This is a genomic window from Halomonas sp. AOP27-A1-41 (assembly GCF_052378605.1).
Classification (GTDB): domain Bacteria; phylum Pseudomonadota; class Gammaproteobacteria; order Pseudomonadales; family Halomonadaceae; genus Vreelandella; species Vreelandella citrativorans.
The window spans coordinates 21,080-37,451 of record NZ_JBQSXT010000013.1 but is presented as its reverse complement, the minus strand read 5'-3'; the positions used below and the strand labels follow the sequence as shown (position 1 = coordinate 37,451).

General features: G+C 57.1%; 11 protein-coding genes. 9 read left to right on the top strand and 2 right to left on the bottom strand.

The window, feature by feature from the left end:
- Window positions 1-7 precede the first annotated feature (7 nt).
- The 5 genes from ACT3TC_RS10210 to smc all read left to right on the top strand — a co-directional run bounded on the left by ACT3TC_RS10210 (window position 8) and on the right by smc (window position 7,461).
- Window positions 8-2,011: a heme lyase CcmF/NrfE family subunit gene (locus ACT3TC_RS10210; protein ID WP_444639949.1), complete on the top strand. Its 2,004-nt coding sequence runs from the start codon at window positions 8-10 to the stop codon at window positions 2,009-2,011.
- A complete protein-coding gene (locus ACT3TC_RS10205; RefSeq protein WP_444639948.1) occupies window positions 2,008-2,535 on the top strand; it encodes a DsbE family thiol:disulfide interchange protein in 528 nt (175 codons plus the stop codon). Before ACT3TC_RS10210 ends, ACT3TC_RS10205 begins: the two co-directional genes overlap by 4 nt.
- Entirely contained in the window at window positions 2,526-2,996 is a 471-nt protein-coding gene (locus ACT3TC_RS10200) for a cytochrome c-type biogenesis protein (RefSeq protein ID WP_444639946.1), read from the top strand. Before ACT3TC_RS10205 ends, ACT3TC_RS10200 begins: the two co-directional genes overlap by 10 nt.
- Complete coding sequence (ccmI, locus tag ACT3TC_RS10195) at window positions 2,993-3,883, top strand: c-type cytochrome biogenesis protein CcmI (protein ID WP_444639944.1); 891 nt, start codon at window positions 2,993-2,995, stop codon at window positions 3,881-3,883. The genes ACT3TC_RS10200 and ccmI overlap by 4 nt, the downstream gene beginning before the upstream one ends.
- Window positions 3,884-3,966: 83 nt before the next feature.
- Window positions 3,967-7,461 (top strand): chromosome segregation protein SMC, encoded by a 3,495-nt coding sequence (gene smc, locus ACT3TC_RS10190; RefSeq protein ID WP_193056502.1) that lies wholly within the window; start codon window positions 3,967-3,969, stop codon window positions 7,459-7,461.
- 21 nt (window positions 7,462-7,482) lie between these two features.
- Here smc and ACT3TC_RS10185 read toward each other — a convergent pair whose 3' ends face one another.
- Entirely contained in the window at window positions 7,483-8,652 is a 1,170-nt protein-coding gene (locus tag ACT3TC_RS10185; RefSeq protein ID WP_193056503.1) for a mandelate racemase/muconate lactonizing enzyme family protein, read from the bottom strand.
- Between the two features lie 99 nt (window positions 8,653-8,751).
- Between ACT3TC_RS10185 and ACT3TC_RS10180 the strand changes: the two genes are divergently transcribed.
- The 4 genes from ACT3TC_RS10180 to ACT3TC_RS10165 all read left to right on the top strand — a co-directional run bounded on the left by ACT3TC_RS10180 (window position 8,752) and on the right by ACT3TC_RS10165 (window position 14,312).
- A complete protein-coding gene (locus ACT3TC_RS10180; RefSeq protein WP_193056521.1) occupies window positions 8,752-9,630 on the top strand; it encodes a LysR substrate-binding domain-containing protein in 879 nt (292 codons plus the stop codon).
- Window positions 9,631-10,142: 512 nt separating this feature from the next.
- On the top strand, window positions 10,143-11,897 hold the full coding sequence (gene zipA, locus ACT3TC_RS10175; RefSeq protein WP_444639943.1) for a cell division protein ZipA: 1,755 nt from the start codon (window positions 10,143-10,145) through the stop codon (window positions 11,895-11,897).
- A 109-nt stretch (window positions 11,898-12,006) separates the two neighbouring features.
- Window positions 12,007-14,043 (top strand): NAD-dependent DNA ligase LigA, encoded by a 2,037-nt coding sequence (gene ligA, locus ACT3TC_RS10170; RefSeq protein WP_444631080.1) that lies wholly within the window; start codon window positions 12,007-12,009, stop codon window positions 14,041-14,043.
- Complete coding sequence (locus ACT3TC_RS10165; RefSeq protein ID WP_172118191.1) at window positions 14,040-14,312, top strand: YheU family protein; 273 nt, start codon at window positions 14,040-14,042, stop codon at window positions 14,310-14,312. Before ligA ends, ACT3TC_RS10165 begins: the two co-directional genes overlap by 4 nt.
- Here ACT3TC_RS10165 and mnmC read toward each other — a convergent pair.
- The gene (mnmC, locus tag ACT3TC_RS10160) at window positions 14,306-16,303 is read right to left on the bottom strand and encodes a bifunctional tRNA (5-methylaminomethyl-2-thiouridine)(34)-methyltransferase MnmD/FAD-dependent 5-carboxymethylaminomethyl-2-thiouridine(34) oxidoreductase MnmC (protein WP_444639942.1); all 1,998 of its coding nucleotides are present in this window, start codon (window positions 16,301-16,303) and stop codon (window positions 14,306-14,308) included. The two genes, ACT3TC_RS10165 and mnmC, sit on opposite strands and share 7 nt — an antisense overlap.
- Window positions 16,304-16,372: the final 69 nt, after the last annotated feature.

Genomic DNA, 16,372 nt, shown 5'->3' with positions numbered 1-16,372 from the left:
AGTGCCGATGTTGGTAAAATTGATCCCTGAGCTTGGGCACTTCGCGTTAATTATTGCCCTGCTAATGGCAGTATTGCAGAGCGTAATGCCGTTAGCCGGGGCGGCCACGCGCAGGCCGCTTTGGATGGCATATGGTCATCCCATGGCCACGGGGCAGTTTCTGTTTATCGCAGTGGCTTATGTGTGCCTAACCGCCAGCTATGCGTTGGATGACTTCAGCGTGGCGAACGTCGCCAACAACTCCAACTCGCTGTTGCCCTGGTACTACAAGCTCAGTGCGGTGTGGGGCAACCATGAAGGGTCGGTGCTGTTGTGGAGCCTAATGCTGGCGGGCTGGGGGTATGCCGCTTCGCGCTTCTCAGGCGGCCTGCCTCGCGACATGGTAGCGCGGGTACAGGGTGTGATGGGCTTGATTAGCGTGGGATTTTTACTGTTTATCCTGCTGACGTCCAATCCCTTCGAGCGGCTTTTGCCCAATGTGCCTCACGATGGCGCGGACCTTAATCCGCTGCTTCAGGATATTGGCTTGATTGTTCACCCGCCGATGCTCTACATGGGCTATGTCGGGTTTTCCGTCGTGTTTGCCTTCGCCATTGCCGCGCTGCTGGGGGGGCGGTTGGATGCGGCCTGGACGCGCTGGGCGCGCCCCTGGACCAATATTGCCTGGGCCTTTTTGACGGTGGGTATTGCATTGGGCAGTTGGTGGGCCTACTACGAACTTGGCTGGGGAGGCTGGTGGTTCTGGGACCCGGTGGAAAACGCCTCGCTGCTGCCCTGGCTAACCGGCACCGCGCTGATCCATTCGTTGGCTGTCACCGAAAAGCGCGGGTCGTTTAAAAGCTGGACCGTACTGCTGGCCATTTCCACCTTTTCGCTATCGCTGCTGGGTACCTTTCTGGTGCGTTCTGGTGTGCTTACCTCGGTGCACGCGTTTGCCAATGACCCCTCACGCGGCTTGTTTATTCTGGTGCTGCTGACGATCACCGTGACGCTTTCTCTACTGATATTTGCGCTGCGCGCGCCCCGCGTGAGCCATCATGCGAGCTTCAACTGGCTATCACGAGATTCGCTACTGCTTATCAACAATATTCTATTGGTCATCATGACCGTGACCATTTTGCTGGGCACGCTCTATCCGCTGATTTTAGACTCGCTCAAGCTGGGTAAAATCAGCGTGGGCCCGCCGTACTTTAATGCGCTTTTTGTACCGCTGACGGTTGTGATGTGTCTCTTTATGGGGCTTGGTCCGGTCGCTCGCTGGAAGAGCATGTCGGCCAGTGAGCTGCGCCGTAAGCTGTGGCTTGCTGGCGTCGCTGCGCTGGTGCTGGGTATGGTGTTGCCGCTGATATACACCGGTGAATGGAACCTGTGGGCCTCATTGGGTATTGTGGCTGCGCTGTGGATCGTGCTGCCGATTGGGAAGGACATGTGGGATAAAACCCGCCACGGCTCTAGCCGCCTGGCGGGTTTGCGCAAGCTTTCCCTGGCATATTGGGGCATGGCGCTCGGGCATGTGGGCATTGCAGTGACGATTATTGGTGTGGCCGTGGTGTCCAACTATGCCTCTGAGCGCACGGTGCGTATGGCGCCGGGCACCGAGCTTGACGTCGCGGGCTATCAGTTCACGTTGACGGAGCTTAAAAGCCGCCGAGGCGCCAATTTTATGGCCGATACGGCCGTCATTCAGGTGCGCAATATCGAATCAGGGCGTGGTTTTATTATGCGCCCTGAGAAGCGCTTTTATCTGGCAACGGGTATGCCCATGACCCAGGTTGCGCTACGCCCCGGCCTGTTTCGGGATCTTTACGTTGCCATGGGTGAAGACCTGGAGGGTGGCAGTTGGGCCATGCGCATTCAATATAAGCCTTTCGTGCGCTGGCTTTGGCTGGGCGGTTTGTTGATGGCGTTAGGCGGCTTACTGGCGATAGCGGATAAGCGCTATCGCCGAACCAGAACGGCCGACCGTGCCGACATGGCCCGCTCGCCCAAAACGCAGGAAGCCGCGCTATGAGCCGTCGACTATGGCTGTTACTGCTACCGCTGGGTTTTCTTCTGGTGGCGCTGTTTTTATATCAGCGTTTGCAGCATGACCCGTCAGCGCGGGACTCTGCGCTGATGGCGCGTGCGTTTCCGTCATTTCAGGCCACCACGCTGCGCGACGAAGGCCGCCAAGTCGATCAAACGCTGCTCGAGGGGGAGATCTCACTGGTTAACGTATGGGGCGAATGGTGCCCGGCCTGCAAGCAGGAAATGCCCCAGCTTTTGGAACTGGCCGACCAGGGTATTCGTATGGTCGGGGTGAACTATCGTGATACCCGCGAAAAAGGAAGGCACTTTTTAAACGAGTTTGGCGACCCGTTTGAAGTGAATATCTTTGATCCTGACGGCAGCCTGGGTTTTGACCTTGGCGTTTATGGCGCGCCTGAAACGTTTCTGGTTGATGCCGAAGGGATTATTCGCTATCACCATAAAGGCGATATCTCGCCTCAGGATGTGGCCGAGCGTATTTTGCCGGAGGTCGCCAAATGGCGTTAATACGTACCCTGGCCGTGCTCTTCCTGCTGCTGTTGTCGACAAGCGTCGTGGCGGAGGGAATCGAGCTGCGTGAGTTTGACGACTCGGTGCTGGCGCAGCGTTATCACGCATTAACCGCGTCCATGCGCTGCCCGCTGTGTGAAAACCAGGCCATCAATGATTCGAACTCGCCTATCTCCGCCGATATGCGCGAACGGGTGTATCAAATGCTGCAGGATGGGCGCTCCGATAGCGAAGTGATCAATCACATGGTCGAGCGCTTTGGTGACTATGTTCTCTATAATCCGCGCCTGGAGAGCCGCACCTATCTTCTGTGGGGGCTACCCATCGGGTTAGGCGTCGGGGGTGTTTTGATCGTGCTGCTGATTGTACGCGCACGGCGCCATGCGTCTGCCAAGGCACTAAGTGCTGAAGAGCGCGCTCGGCTGGATGCGCTGATTCAGCGCAGGAGATCCTCATGACACTTTTATGGGTCGCCATGGCGATTGTTATGTTGCCAGCGATTGTCTTGCTACTTTCCCCGCTGCGTAAGGCGCATGCGCTTTATGACCAGCAACGTGCATATGAAGCCAACGACACTTCGGCCGAGCAGAACGTGGCCATTTTTCAGCGTCGGCTTGCCTCGTTAGAGGCGGCTCATGCGCGTGGCGATGTTAGTACCGCGCAGTTTGAAGAAGGAACGCTGGAACTTGAGCGTAGCCTTCTGGAAGATACTGCCACGCTGGCCGTACGACCGCTACAATCGCCCCTTACCGGGCGTTTAGCTGTGCCATTGATTGCCTTGAGTGTGGTGGCCATCAGTCTTTTTTGGTACCTGGAAGAGGGGGCCGAGGGTGATCTTGCCCTGTATGGCGTTCAACAGGAATTACTCAACGACCCTAGTGCTACTCCAGACACGTATATTCGTCGTATGGAAGAGCAGGCCGCGCTTCAGCCGAGCAATGCCAACGTGTGGGCCTCGCTGTTTCCGCTGTATCGCGATACCGGCCAGGAAGATAACGCCATCGATGCGCTGGAACGGCTCATCGCGCTGGAAGGCCGGCTTCCTGCACTGCTTGCCCAGCTTGCGCAAATTCGCTTCTTTATGGCGGGGCGTGAGCTGACCCCGGATGTGCAGCGTTTGGTGAATGAAACGCTGGCTCAGGACCCACGCCAACCAACGGTGCTCGGTCTGTTAGGCATTCACGCGTTTGATAACGGCGATTACGAGGGCGCAATGGACCGCTGGCGGCGCGCACTGGCAACGGTCAACGATCCGAACACGGCCGACTCGCTACGTGAAGGTATCCGCGCGGCCCAGGAGCGCCTGGCCGATACATCCGAAACAGCGGCGGCTGATGAGCCCTGAGCTAATCACCGCTGCCGAAGTCGTTATGAATCATGTATTTTGAATACGTCTCATGTTTATAAATAATTTTTTGTAGGATTGGCATGCGCTTAACCTCTATCCGCCTTGTTGGATTCAAGTCGTTTGTCGATCCGGTCACGGTGCCCTTCGACGGTAATATGACCGCGATTGTCGGCCCCAATGGCTGTGGCAAGTCCAATATTATCGACGCCGTGCGCTGGGTGATGGGCGAGTCTTCCGCTAAAACCCTGCGTGGCGAGTCCATGGCCGACGTTATCTTTAATGGCTCGACCGGGCGCAAACCGGTGGGCCAGGCGTCTATTGAGCTCAAGTTCGACAATCGCGATGGCACCATGGGTGGCGTGTATGCCCAATACGCGGAGATCGTGGTCAAACGGTTAGTGACTCGTGACGGCCAGTCCAACTACTTCTTCAATGGCCAAAAGTGCCGTCGACGGGATATCGCCGACCTGTTTATGGGCACCGGGCTTGGCCCGCGCTCCTACGCGATTATCGGCCAGGGCATGATCTCGCGATTGATTGAAGCTCGCCCCGATGACTTGCGCTCAACGCTTGAAGAAGCCGCGGGCATTTCCAAATACAAGGAGCGCCGCCGCGAAACCGAAAATCGTATGCGGCGCACCCAGGAAAACCTTGAGCGTTTGGACGATATTCGCGAGGAGCTGGATAAACAGCTTGAGCGCTTAAAGCGCCAGGCCGAGGCGGCCAAACGCTATCAGGAGTTAAAGCAGCAGGAGTACCGGCTTAAAGGCGAGCTGGCACTGCTACGCGGGCGCACTTTGCGGGCAGAGCAGTCGCAGCAGGAGAGCCGGGTTCGTGAGCTGGAAATCTCAGTTGAAAAAGATGTGTTTGGCGTACGCCAGTGCGAAACCCGCCTGGAGCAAGCTCGTGAGCAGCACGATGAGCTGGCCGAGGTACTGGAGCGCCACCAGCAGCAGTTTTTTGAAACCACCACGCGCATTGCACGGCTGGAGCAGGATCAGGCTCACCGGCGTAGCCGTGAGTCCCAGCTAGCCAACGATATTGCCACTGCACGGCGCGAGCTGGATGAGCAACGCCTGGTGAGCGAAGGCGACCGAGAGCGCCTTGCGGCCATCGACGAACGCTTTGAGGATCTGGCGCCCGAACACGAAGTGCTGGAAGAGCAGCTGGACGCCCTGGAACAGGCCTTGGCCGATGCTACCCCCGCCATGGAAGCCGCCGAGCAGCAGTGGTCGGACGCCGAAAATCGCTGGCGCGATGCCAGCCGCGAAGCCGACCGCAGCCAGGACCAGCTACGCGATTTAGAGCAGCGTATTCAACGCTTACAGGCAGAGAGCCAGCGGCGGCGCCAGCAGCGCGGCGATTTGGCGGACTTGAGCGCGCTACGCGAAGAGCACGCTCAGTTCCAGGCACAGTTGGAAGAAGCTGAAGAGCGTTCCGAAGCCTTCACCCAAACGCGTGAACAGTGGCAGCAGCAGTACAGCGATGCCAAACAGCGTTATCAACAGGCAACGCTTACCCGTGATGATAAACGCGCTGAATTGAGCCAGCGCCAGGGTGAGCTGGCCTCGCTGCAAACCTTGATGGATGCCGCGCTGGCCGACCATGACCCGGACATGGAAGCAACCCTGGCAACCCACGGGCTAAGTAATGCCCCTCGCCTGGGGGAAACCCTCAGCGTGACACCCGGTTGGGAGACGGTCATTTCCTGGCTGTTGGCGCCCTGGTTGAATGCTCGCCTGGTCGCAAGCCACCAGCTTGCCGCACTGCCGCAGGCGCTGGCTACCGACTGGTGTTTGATTGATGAGCAAGCGCCCGCCGCTTCAACCCAGGGCCAGCGGCTGGATTCACTGGTAAGCGGCGCTGGTGCGATAGGTGCATGGTTAGCAAGTATTCACTACGTTGAGTCCGGCGCCGAGGCTGAGCAGCTTGCGCCCGGCCTTGCAGCGGGAGAAAGCGTTGTTAGCCGTGACGGCGTTTGGCGGGGGCGCGGCTGGCTGCATCAGCAGGCCAATGGCGAAGGCGTTGATGCCTTACTGGTAACGCGGCGCCGTTTCAAGGAGCTGGACGCCCTGCGCGAGCAGGATGAAGAAGCGCTGGCGCTGGCTGAAGAACAGTGCGAAACGACCAGTGAGACTATTGAAGCCCTGGAGCTTTCCCGTGAACAGCAGGCTGAGCAGGAGCGTGGCCATGCTGCAAGCGTTCAGCAGTTGGCCATTAAAGAGCGTAGCGCTGCCCAAAAGCTGGAGCATTTGGAGAGCCGGGCCACCGAGCTTGATGCGGAGCTTGGGCAACTGCAAGAGGATGAGGCAGCGTTAACGCTTACCCTGGAGGAGCAGCGTGCCCGCTGGCACGTGGCGATGGAAACGCTGGAAACCACTGCACAAGCACGCGAAGAGGCCAGCGAGCAGCGTGGCCGCCAGCGCGAACAGCGCGACCAGCTGACTCAGCAACACGGCCCGTTAAAAGCACAGCAGCAGACGTTGGCATTAGAGCGTGAACGGTTAACCGCTGAGCGGAGTAGTTTGCGCGCCCAGCAGACGCGCTCCAGCGAAAGCGAAGAGCGCTTGACGCTACGCATAGCAGAGCTAGAAGAGTCACGGGAAACGCTACTTGAGCCGGACGAGTTGGCCGGTGAAGAGCTTGAAGAGCTACTACATCAGCGTGAGCAGCAGGAGCGCCGCCTTAACGAAACGCGCCAGCAGGCCCAGTCGCTGACAGAACAGCTGCGCAATGATGAGCTGGCCCGCCAGCAGCACGAACGCAATCTTGAACAGAGCCGCGAGCAGCTTCAGCAGCGGCGTATGGATGTTCAGGCGCTGGCGCTAAAAGCGGCCACGCAAGATGAGCAACTGGCCGAACTGGGGCATGACGCCGATGCCCTGGCCGAGAACCTGCCAAGCGATGCCAGTGAGCAGGTTTGGCAGGAGCGTTTGGAAAGCACTGGCGAGAAGATACGCCGCCTGGGCGCCATTAATCTGGCAGCGATTGAGGAGTACGACCAGCAGGCCGAGCGACGCAACTATTTGGAAGCCCAGCACGCCGAACTGACCGAAGCGCTGGAAACCCTGGAGCGAGCGATCAAGCGTATCGACCAGGAAACGCGGGTACGTTTCAAGGAAACGTTTGATCAAGTGAATAGCGGTTTGCAGGAGCTCTTTCCCCGCGTGTTTGGCGGTGGGGCGGCCTGGCTAACGCTTACCGGTGATGATCTTCTGGAAACCGGGGTGGCGATCATGGCGCGTCCGCCGGGTAAGAAGAACAGCACGATTCATCTGCTCTCCGGTGGGGAAAAAGCACTGACTGCGCTTTCGTTGGTGTTCTCGATCTTCCAGCTCAACCCTGCGCCGTTCTGTATGCTCGATGAAGTTGACGCGCCGCTGGATGATGCCAACGTGGGTCGATATGCCAAGCTCGTAAAAGAGATGTCGGAAAACGTTCAGTTCATCTATATCACCCACAACAAGATTGCCATGGAAGCCGCCGAGCGCCTGATGGGGGTGACCATGCAGGAACCCGGCGTGTCGCGCCTGGTATCGGTGGGGATTGATGAAGCCGCCGCGTTGGTGGATTAGGCGAATTAAGGCAGAATTTTCTTAGCCTTCGCCTAGCTCACGCATCACTGCATACAGCCTGGATTTGGCTTCAAAGCCTACGCCTGGAAGATCGGGCAGGCCGACGTAGCCATTTTCAACCTGAATGCCGTCAGCGAAGCCACCAAACGGCTGGAAGACATCCGGATAGGATTCGTTGCCGCCCAGGTGCAAGCCTGCGGCGATATTCAGTGACATTTGGTGGCCGCCGTGGGGTACGACGCGGCGCGATGACCAGCCAAGCTCATCCATCACGTTCAGCGTGCGCATGTACTCCACCAGCCCATAAGAGAGGGCGCAGTCGAACTGCACGAAATCGCGATCGGCACGCATGCCGCCATGGCGTAGCAGGTTACGGGCGTCCTGGTGCGAGAACAGGTTTTCGCCGGTCGCCATGGGTAATTCATAGTGGTTGACAAGCTCCGCCTGAAGCGCGTAATCCAGCGGGTCACCGGCTTCTTCGTACCAGAAGAGGTTATAAGGCTTCAGCGCTTCGGCGTAAGCGATTGCCGTTTTCAGGTCAAAGCGCCCATTGGCATCTACCGCCAGGCGGCTGCCATCGCCAACGACTTCAAGCACGGCTTCGATACGCCGAATATCTTCTTCAAGCGGGGCGCCGCCAATCTTCATTTTTACCACGTTGTAGCCACGCGCCAGGTAGCTACGCATTTCGTCCTGCAGCCTGGTGTGGTCTTTACCAGGGTAATAGTAGCCACCAGCCGCATATACCCAGACCTTATCGTCGGCCTGGCCGTTTCGATAACGCTCGGCAAGCAACTGGTAGAGCGGTTTGCCCTCAATTTTGGCGACTGCATCCCAAATTGCCATGTCGATCGTGCCTACCGCGACCGAGCGCTCACCGTGCCCGCCGGGCTTTTCGTTTTTCATCAGGGTGTTCCAGATAGCAAACGGGTCCAGGTTGTCGCGGGCGTGATCAATGAGCGTGTCGGGGTTGGCCTCGGTGATTCTATCCAGAAAGCGGTCCCGCATGAGCGCTCCCTGGCCATAGCGCCCGTTGGAGTTAAAACCGTAGCCAATCACGGGTTTACCGTCGCGTATCACATCAGTGATGACGGCCACGACCGAACAGGTCATTTTGGAAAAATCGATATAAGCGTTGGCAATCGGGGAGGCAATCGAAACGGTTTTCTCGCGAATATCCACAATACGCATGGCAAGCTCCTTGGTGGTTAAGTGCTTAACCCTATGCGTGACAAGGGGGGCTGCCCAATGCTATTACTAGGTGCTCCCATGCTGAAACGGCATTGCCCCATGGAACTCGTCTGGTTAGAAGACTTTACCGCCCTTGCCGAGCACGGCAGTTTTGTACGTGCTGCAAACTCCCGACATATTACCCAGCCCGCGTTCAGCCGACGGATCCGCGCGTTTGAACAGTGGATGGGCGTTAGCCTGTTTATTCGCACCCCACAGGGCACCACGCTCACCGACGCCGGTAAACACATACAGGCCAGTGCGTTTGACGCAATTGGCCGACTGTACCGCTTGCGGGCTGAAGCACAGCAAATTGCCGGGGAAGCGACCCGAACGTTGCAGTTTGCAGCGACGCACTCGCTGTCATTTACGTTCTTCCCCCGTTGGATAAGAGCCCTGGAGCAGGGAGCGCCCATGGAGGCCGTGCGCCTTCACTCGGATACAATGTCCACGTGTGAGCAGTTGTTGTTACAAGGTGACTGCCAGTTCTTGTTAAGCCATCGGCATTGCGCTGTTCCCTCACGGTTATCGCCTGACCAGTTTGAGAGTATAAAGGTGGGCGAGGATTCGCTGATTCCACTGGTGGGAAAAGAATTAAGCAGTTCTCAGTGCCTGGAAGTGTTGCCTTACCTGGGATATACCGATGCTTCGGGATTAGGCCGTGTTGTTAACCACTGGCTTAATGAAAATGCCACTTCTCTTATAAGTGCACCTCGCTTTACCAGCCACTTGGCTGCGGTGTTGATGTCCATGGTGTTGGAAAATAAAGGCCTGGCATGGATACCTAAAAGCCTTTCAGAACAAGAGATTAGCGATGGAAGGTTGGTGCGTGCATTAGATGATTCGTGGGACATCCCGTTAGAAATACACCTGACCCGACCACGTGTATTAGCCAGCCACTTTGCGAACGCATTCTGGCAAAAGCTGTCCAACGGTTAAGCAAATAACTGCTACAACTGTTAACAAATTGAGTAGAAATAATAAAAAAATGTGTAAAAACGCTCAACTTATCTATATTGATCATTATAAAATTGTGGTTAATGCTATGGTAGGTTTACCTTGAACTAGTGTGGCTGAGCTGGATTAAAGCCTTTTGCTGTTTTTATATACAGTAGTGGCAGGTTGGTTGTTAAGCTCGCTTCGCTTTAAGGATTAAGTAAACATTAAGTAAGATAGATTCAGTACATATACACTAGGATTAAAGAGCAGATTCACGACCTGAATAATAGCAACTGAGTCTGATCACGATGAACGTCAATATTGCTTAGAAAACGTCAGGAACTGTACTTAGGAACTGTGCTTAGGAACCGTGCCATAATGTAGAAATCGCTAAAAAATGGCTCTATTTATAGTAACCGCGCTATGCTAGTGGTATTTATTTACCACCTGAAAGGTTTTCACTCAGGTATGGCGCTTTAGTAACCGGTTAAATGACCCATGGAATGTTCGACATGGAACTAAGAGAATGGTTAATCATTTTAGGACTGGCGTTGGTGTCGCTCATCGTAGTCGACGGTGTGCGACGACTCCAACGCCAGCGGCGCGTCCCTCGTCTGGACCAGGCGGTTAAGGACCTTCCCGAGGCGAAGCTAACCGAGCTGGATGATGAGGCTAAAGAAGCCGAAATTAGCTGGGAGCTTCCGAACGGTGGCGCACGTGTCGTTAAACCTGCGGACTATAGTGGGGTCGGCGCGAAACCCAAGTTGGAACGTCAAGACCATCCAGGGCCTTCCAGAGTGCTATCCGAATTTAGGCGCTCCTTTGCCAATGCGGTCCCTAAGCGTAAAGCGACTACTCCGCCAGTGGATACAGCAGCATCTGCACAGCCTCAGCGCCAGGCCGCTGCGCCTAAAGCACACCCGGCTGACATTGATCGTCGAGAGCCAAGCATCTTCCCGAATAGCGACGCTCCAGCGGACGTGAGCCAGGTTGAACCCCAGCCAACGGCACAAGCCAATCCTGTTAACACTCAGTCGGTAGACAAAACAGCGTCAGAAGCGCATGCGCCTATTGCCGAGCAAGTGCCAACCCAAAGCAAGCCACACACTGGAGAGCCGTCTATCTCCCTATCTACTGCCAACGAAGAGTCCGTTGCTGCGAAAGAAGAGTCAGTCGCGGTGAATGAATCCGTCGCGGTGAATAAGGAGAGCCCCGCTGAGCCGGTCCTCGCTGTTGAAACAGACGCCGATCCTGTGTTGCGTGCAGAGCCAGAAGATGCCGCTTCGGCCAGGGCGCCCAAGCGTCGTCAACTGCGTGAAGATACGGCCGGCGAGTATGACGAGCTGGATGATGATGCCGTTGATGAGTATCGGCTGGTTGATTTTGAGGGTATGGGCCGCTCGCTTAAACGTCGCCTGATACAGCGTCGCCAAGAAAAAGCCCGTAAGAAAGCTGAAAAGGCCAAGCGTGCTGAAGCCGCCGCCAAGCTGAAAGCAGAGCGCAAAGCGCTTGAAGCCGAGCAGCGCCGTGAAGCAAAAGAAGCTGCCGAGGCAGAAAAAGCCCGCATTGCCCAGGAGCAGGCCGAAGCTCGCGAAGCCGCCGAAATTGCTGCGGAAGCGCAACGGGCCGCTGCACGCCATGACGAGTCTGAACCTGCTTATGCGCATGAAACATCAGCGGATCAGTACGATGACTATGAAGCCTACGATGAAGCGCCGGTGCGTGGCTCGCGTGATAATGTCGTACGTGCTCACCCAACGCTTGAAAAAGCGTTGCGTCATGATGTGCCGGGTGAACATGCCAAAGAAACATTGACCAATGCCGATGAGGTGGTGGTTATCAGCGTGCTCTCCCGGGACCCGGAAGGCTTCGATGGCAGCAAGTTGCTGGATCTCATTATGGCGTGCGGCCTACGCTACAGCCGTGCCATGGGTGTGTTCCACCGCTTTGAAACAGAAAGTGACGACAGCGAACTTCAGTTCTCAATGATTAACGTTGTTAAACCCGGCACATTCCCTATTGAAGAGATGGGTGAGTTTGTAACGCCAGGGATCACCTTCCTGATGCCCTTGCCGGGAGCGGTCGACAGCTCTGCAGCCTTTGAAGCCATGGTGGAAACCGCTATGGTCGTGGTTCGCCATATGAGTGGCGAGCTGAAGGATGAAAATCGCAGCGTCATGACGGCTCAAACCATTGAGTTTGCCCGCCAGCGGGTGCATGATTTTGAACGCCGCCACCGCTTGCATCGCCACATGCAAGCCCACTAAGTAGCGCTTGCTGTTAAACACCCGCCTTCTTGCAGAAGGCGGGTGTTTTTGTTCCAGGATGTGTCTTTTTTGTGATTGATTTTAGCCCGTACGATGGAAACCAACGTTAATGAGTCAGCCTGACCCCCAAGTGCTGGAAGCAGTCACCCAGCTGCGCGCCGAGCTTGATGAAGCCAACTACCGTTACTACGTATTGGATGAGCCAACGTTATCGGACGCTGACTATGACCGGAGACTGCAACGCTTAAAGCAGCTGGAAGCTGAAAACCCAACGCTCGTCTCTCCGGATTCACCGACTCAGCGCGTGGGTGCGGCCCCTGCTGATGGCTTTCCTTCGGTCGCCCACGCCATCCCCATGCTCTCGCTGGATAACGCGTTTAGCGGCGACGACATCGTGGCCTTTGCTGAGCGCGTCGCAGAGCGCTTGGAGTGCGCAGCAGATGACGTTGAGTTTACCTGTGAACCGAAGCTTGATGGCGCTGCGGTATCGCTGGTGTATGAGCAGGGCGTGCTGGTGAGTGGCGCCACCCGTGGCGATGGCCGCACCGGGGAAGGCATTACCTCTAACCTGCGTACGCTGCGCTCGGTGCCTTTAAAGCTAATGGGCAAGCAGATCCCTGAGCTTTTGGAAGTGCGCGGTGAAGTCATCATGCGCCACCAGGGGTTTGAAGCGCTTAACGAGCGTGCACGCGAGGAGGGCAGTAAGGTATTTGCCAACCCGCGTAACGCCGCTGCCGGTAGTTTACGTCAGTTGAACCCCGAGATTACTGCTACCCGCCCGTTGGAGTTTCATGCCTATCAGGCGGCGCGTCTGGAACCGGACATGGGCGACACCACGCATAGCGCACTAATGGATCGACTGGTAACGCTGGGCTTTCGCGCCAGCGCGGAGTTAAAAGTGCTGACCGGCCCGCAGGCGGTCGTTGAGTATTGCGAGCAGTTGGGTGAGAAGCGCGACCAGTTGGGCTACGACATCGACGGCGTGGTGATCAAGGTGAATGCACTGCGCTATCAGCGTGAGCTTGGGTTTGTGGCTCGCGCACCCCGCTGGGCAACGGCGTTTAAGTACCCCGCTCAGGAAGAGATCACCACGCTGAATGACGTTGAGTTTCAGGTAGGCCGTACGGGTGCCATCACACCAGTGGCAAGGCTTGAACCCGTTAGCGTTGCAGGCGTTACCGTTTCCAACGCGACGCTGCACAACGCCGATGAAATCACCCGCCTGGATGTCATGATTGGCGATACGGTGGCTATTCGCCGCGCAGGCGATGTGATCCCCCAAGTGGTCCGGGTCGATAAGGAAAAACGCCCAATAGACGCGCAGCCGATTGTGTTCCCCGAGCACTGCCCGGTGTGCGGTTCGGATATCGAACGCGTGGCAGGCGAAGCGGTAGCGCGTTGCTCGGGTGGGCTTTTCTGCGCTGCCCAGCGTAAAGAAGCGCTCAAACACTTCTCCAGCCGCAAGGCCCTGGATGTAGATGGCCTGGGCGTCAAACTGATCGACCAACTGGTAGAGCTGGATTGGGTGAAAACACCTGCCGACCTGTTTCACCTGACGGTTGAGCAATGGCAGAGCTTGCCGCGTATGGGCGAAAAATCGTCCATTAATCTGGTCAACGCGCTGGATAAAGCTCGTCATACGACGCTCGCTCGGTTTATCTACGCATTGGGTATTCGCGAGGTGGGTGAGGCCACCGCTGCCAATCTGGCGAGCCATTTTGGAACGTTGCAAGCGCTTCAAGCAGCCGAACAGGCAGCGCTTGAGGCGGTCAACGATGTTGGCCCCATTGTGGCGGCCCACGTACACACCTTTTTCCGCCAGCCCCATAACCAGGAGACCCTTGCTGCCTTGATTGAGGCAGGCGTCACCTGGCAGGAAGCCGACGTTACCCAAGGCCCTACACCGCTAGAAGGCCAAACCTGGGTGCTGACGGGCGCCATGGAAAGCATGACCCGTGACGAGGGCAAGGCTCGGCTACAGGCGCTTGGCGCCAAAGTAGCGGGTAGCGTTTCGAAAAAGACCACGGCGCTGGTCGCCGGTGAAGCGGCCGGTAGTAAGTTAACCAAAGCGGAACAGCTGGGCGTAGAGGTTGTGGATGAAGCCACCTTTATTGAGCGCCTTGCGCAGTGGGAGCAGAGCGAATGAGCCGTTTCATTGAAGTACCCGCCCGCATGTTGCCGCCGGAAACCCTTGATGCGTTGCTGGAGGCGTTTGTTACCCGGCAGGGTTATGACACCACCGATACCGGCACGGGGATGAAAGGGTGGGTCGACGAGCTGAAACAGCAGTTGGCGCGCAGTGAACTGATTATTGCCCATGACCTCAAGCTTGAAATGACCGAAGTAATGACCTTGGCGCAGTGGCGTTCCTTCGGTCGTGATCTGGCAGATGATGAGGAAGAGGGTGACTACTGACCGCGAATAATCGCGCTGATAATACGTCGCCCAGGATGAAGGTGGTCGACCAACTGAGCCTCAAGCGGCATGGGGTCATCAAGCAGTCGGGAGGCAATAAGCTCGGCGCATAACGGCGCACTGGAAAGCCCGCGGGAGCCGTGGGCGGTAGATATCCACAACCCTAGGTAGTGCTCACCCGGGGCGTTTGGCACTCGCGAGGCGTCTTTGGCCAGCACGGCATAGGCTGTCTGCCAGGCCGAGGCGTTGGGGACTGGGCCTGCATAGGGCGTTTTATCAGGGCTTGCCGCGCGTACCGCCGCACGTCCTTCAAGCGCCTGTGGAGTCAGGTGGGTGCCTGCGCTTTCAAGTTCTGCCACCAGCGCTGGAAGCGTTTGGCGAAGCTCATCAATATTGCGCTGGTGGTCGGTATCGGTCACGTCGGTAGAAGCATTGTTGGGCACGAAGCTTGCCCCAAAGGTAAGCACCCCTTCAATGGCGGGCGACACATAGCCACCGGCGCATACCACCCGCTCAGGGCCTTTTACGCCGGCGGGCAGCCTCACTTCACTGACCTGGCCGCGCACCTGTTGGAGCGGCAGGCTGGCCGTCTGAGCATACGTATTGGCGTAGTGAGCGCTTGCAATCACCACCTGGTCTGCACTTATCGTATTTCCATCAGCAAGTGCGAGCTGCCAGCGGTCATTTTCACGCGTAAGGGACGTAACATCGCCCTGTCTCAGCGTGATATTAGGCGTTTGGAGTAAGTGCTCACATAGCGCTTTGGGTCGCACCCAGCCTGCGTGTGGATAAAACAGGGCGTGTTCGGCTTCAATGGCCACACCGGCTTTCTCACTCAACCCTTGGGTAAGCGGCGACACCACGCTTTCGGGAAGCGCATGCTGCTCGCTAAAGCGCTGCTGGCGCTTGGTCTCTTTCGCGTTGGTGGCCAGTTGCACGACGCCGCAGGGCTGCCAAAGCGTTGGAACCTTGAGCTGATTAAGCCAGCGCTGGCTGTATAAAAGGCCGGAGAGATAAAACCGGCTTTGGTGGTTGGTGTCGGCCGCAAGCTTCACATAAAGCGCCCCCTGGCGATTACCCGAGCCGCCTGCGCCGGGTGTTTCGCGCTCGATCACCGTCACATTAACGCCACGCTTGGCAAGTGCTGCCGCCACGCTGCACCCAGCGATCCCTGCTCCGATAACCGCTACTTTCTGCGTGGGAAGAGGCGCTGGCGGCGTAAACCAGGGCGCTGCCTCACGGCGCTTATCGGTAGGCGGTGTGTCAATCATGCCTGCCAGTATTTCGCGCTTACGCCCGCAGCCCGGGACTTTTTTCCAGCTAAAGCCTGCCGCTTTCAAGCCCCGCTTAACAATGCCCGCACAGGTGAACGTGGCAAAGGTGGACCCCGGCCGAGAGCGCGCCGCCATGGCTTCAAACAGCTCGGGCTGCCACATTTGTGGATTTTTAGAAGGCGCAAAGCCGTCCAGAAACCAGGCATCGACCTGACCATCTAACAGCGCCAGCCGCTCGGTGGTATCGCCATAATGCAGATCCAGCGTCACGCGGTCGCTCAGGTGCAGGCGGTGTACGCCGCTAACGGGTGAGGGCCACTGCTCGCAAAGCCGCTGTGAATAACCGGCAAGCGACGGCCAGGCGCGTAGGGCGCGCTCAAGCGACACCTGATCCAGGGGATATTTTTCTGTGGATAAAAAATGCAGCCGCGCCCCAGCGGCCGCGTGCTGCTCAAAGCAGGCCCAGGCACACAGCATATTAAGGCCCGTGCCAAAGCCGGTTTCCCCGATCACAAAGGCGCGCGTGTTTTCCCAAGCGGCAAATCGCTCAGGCAAGCGGTTGGTATTTAAAAAAACGTGCTCGGTTTCTTCAAGACCGCCCTCACGGGAAAAGTACACGTCATCAAAATCATCCGAGTGCGGTGAAGTGTCACTCCAGGTGAGTAATGGCGCGCTTAACGCCGCTAAAGGGGGTAGATCAGTAAGGCGTTGAGGCACGCGGATATCCGTAATGACTGAAGTGGTTAAAAAATAATCAATTTGTTAATCAGGGCGCTATCTCTGGCT

Excerpts from the sequence above, each read along its gene's own strand:
- ACT3TC_RS10185 (WP_193056503.1), bottom strand. The coding sequence starts at position 8,652 with ATGCGTATTGTGGATATTCGCGAGAAAACCGTTTCGATTGCCTCCCCG.
- ACT3TC_RS10165 (WP_172118191.1), top strand. The coding sequence starts at position 14,040 with ATGAGCCGTTTCATTGAAGTACCCGCCCGCATGTTGCCGCCGGAAACC.
- ACT3TC_RS10200 (WP_444639946.1), top strand. The coding sequence starts at position 2,526 with ATGGCGTTAATACGTACCCTGGCCGTGCTCTTCCTGCTGCTGTTGTCG.
- smc (WP_193056502.1), top strand. The coding sequence starts at position 3,967 with ATGCGCTTAACCTCTATCCGCCTTGTTGGATTCAAGTCGTTTGTCGAT.
- ACT3TC_RS10210 (WP_444639949.1), top strand. The coding sequence starts at position 8 with ATGTTGGTAAAATTGATCCCTGAGCTTGGGCACTTCGCGTTAATTATT.
- ACT3TC_RS10180 (WP_193056521.1), top strand. The coding sequence starts at position 8,752 with ATGGAACTCGTCTGGTTAGAAGACTTTACCGCCCTTGCCGAGCACGGC.
- ACT3TC_RS10205 (WP_444639948.1), top strand. The coding sequence starts at position 2,008 with ATGAGCCGTCGACTATGGCTGTTACTGCTACCGCTGGGTTTTCTTCTG.
- ligA (WP_444631080.1), top strand. The coding sequence starts at position 12,007 with ATGAGTCAGCCTGACCCCCAAGTGCTGGAAGCAGTCACCCAGCTGCGC.
- zipA (WP_444639943.1), top strand. The coding sequence starts at position 10,143 with ATGGAACTAAGAGAATGGTTAATCATTTTAGGACTGGCGTTGGTGTCG.
- ccmI (WP_444639944.1), top strand. The coding sequence starts at position 2,993 with ATGACACTTTTATGGGTCGCCATGGCGATTGTTATGTTGCCAGCGATT.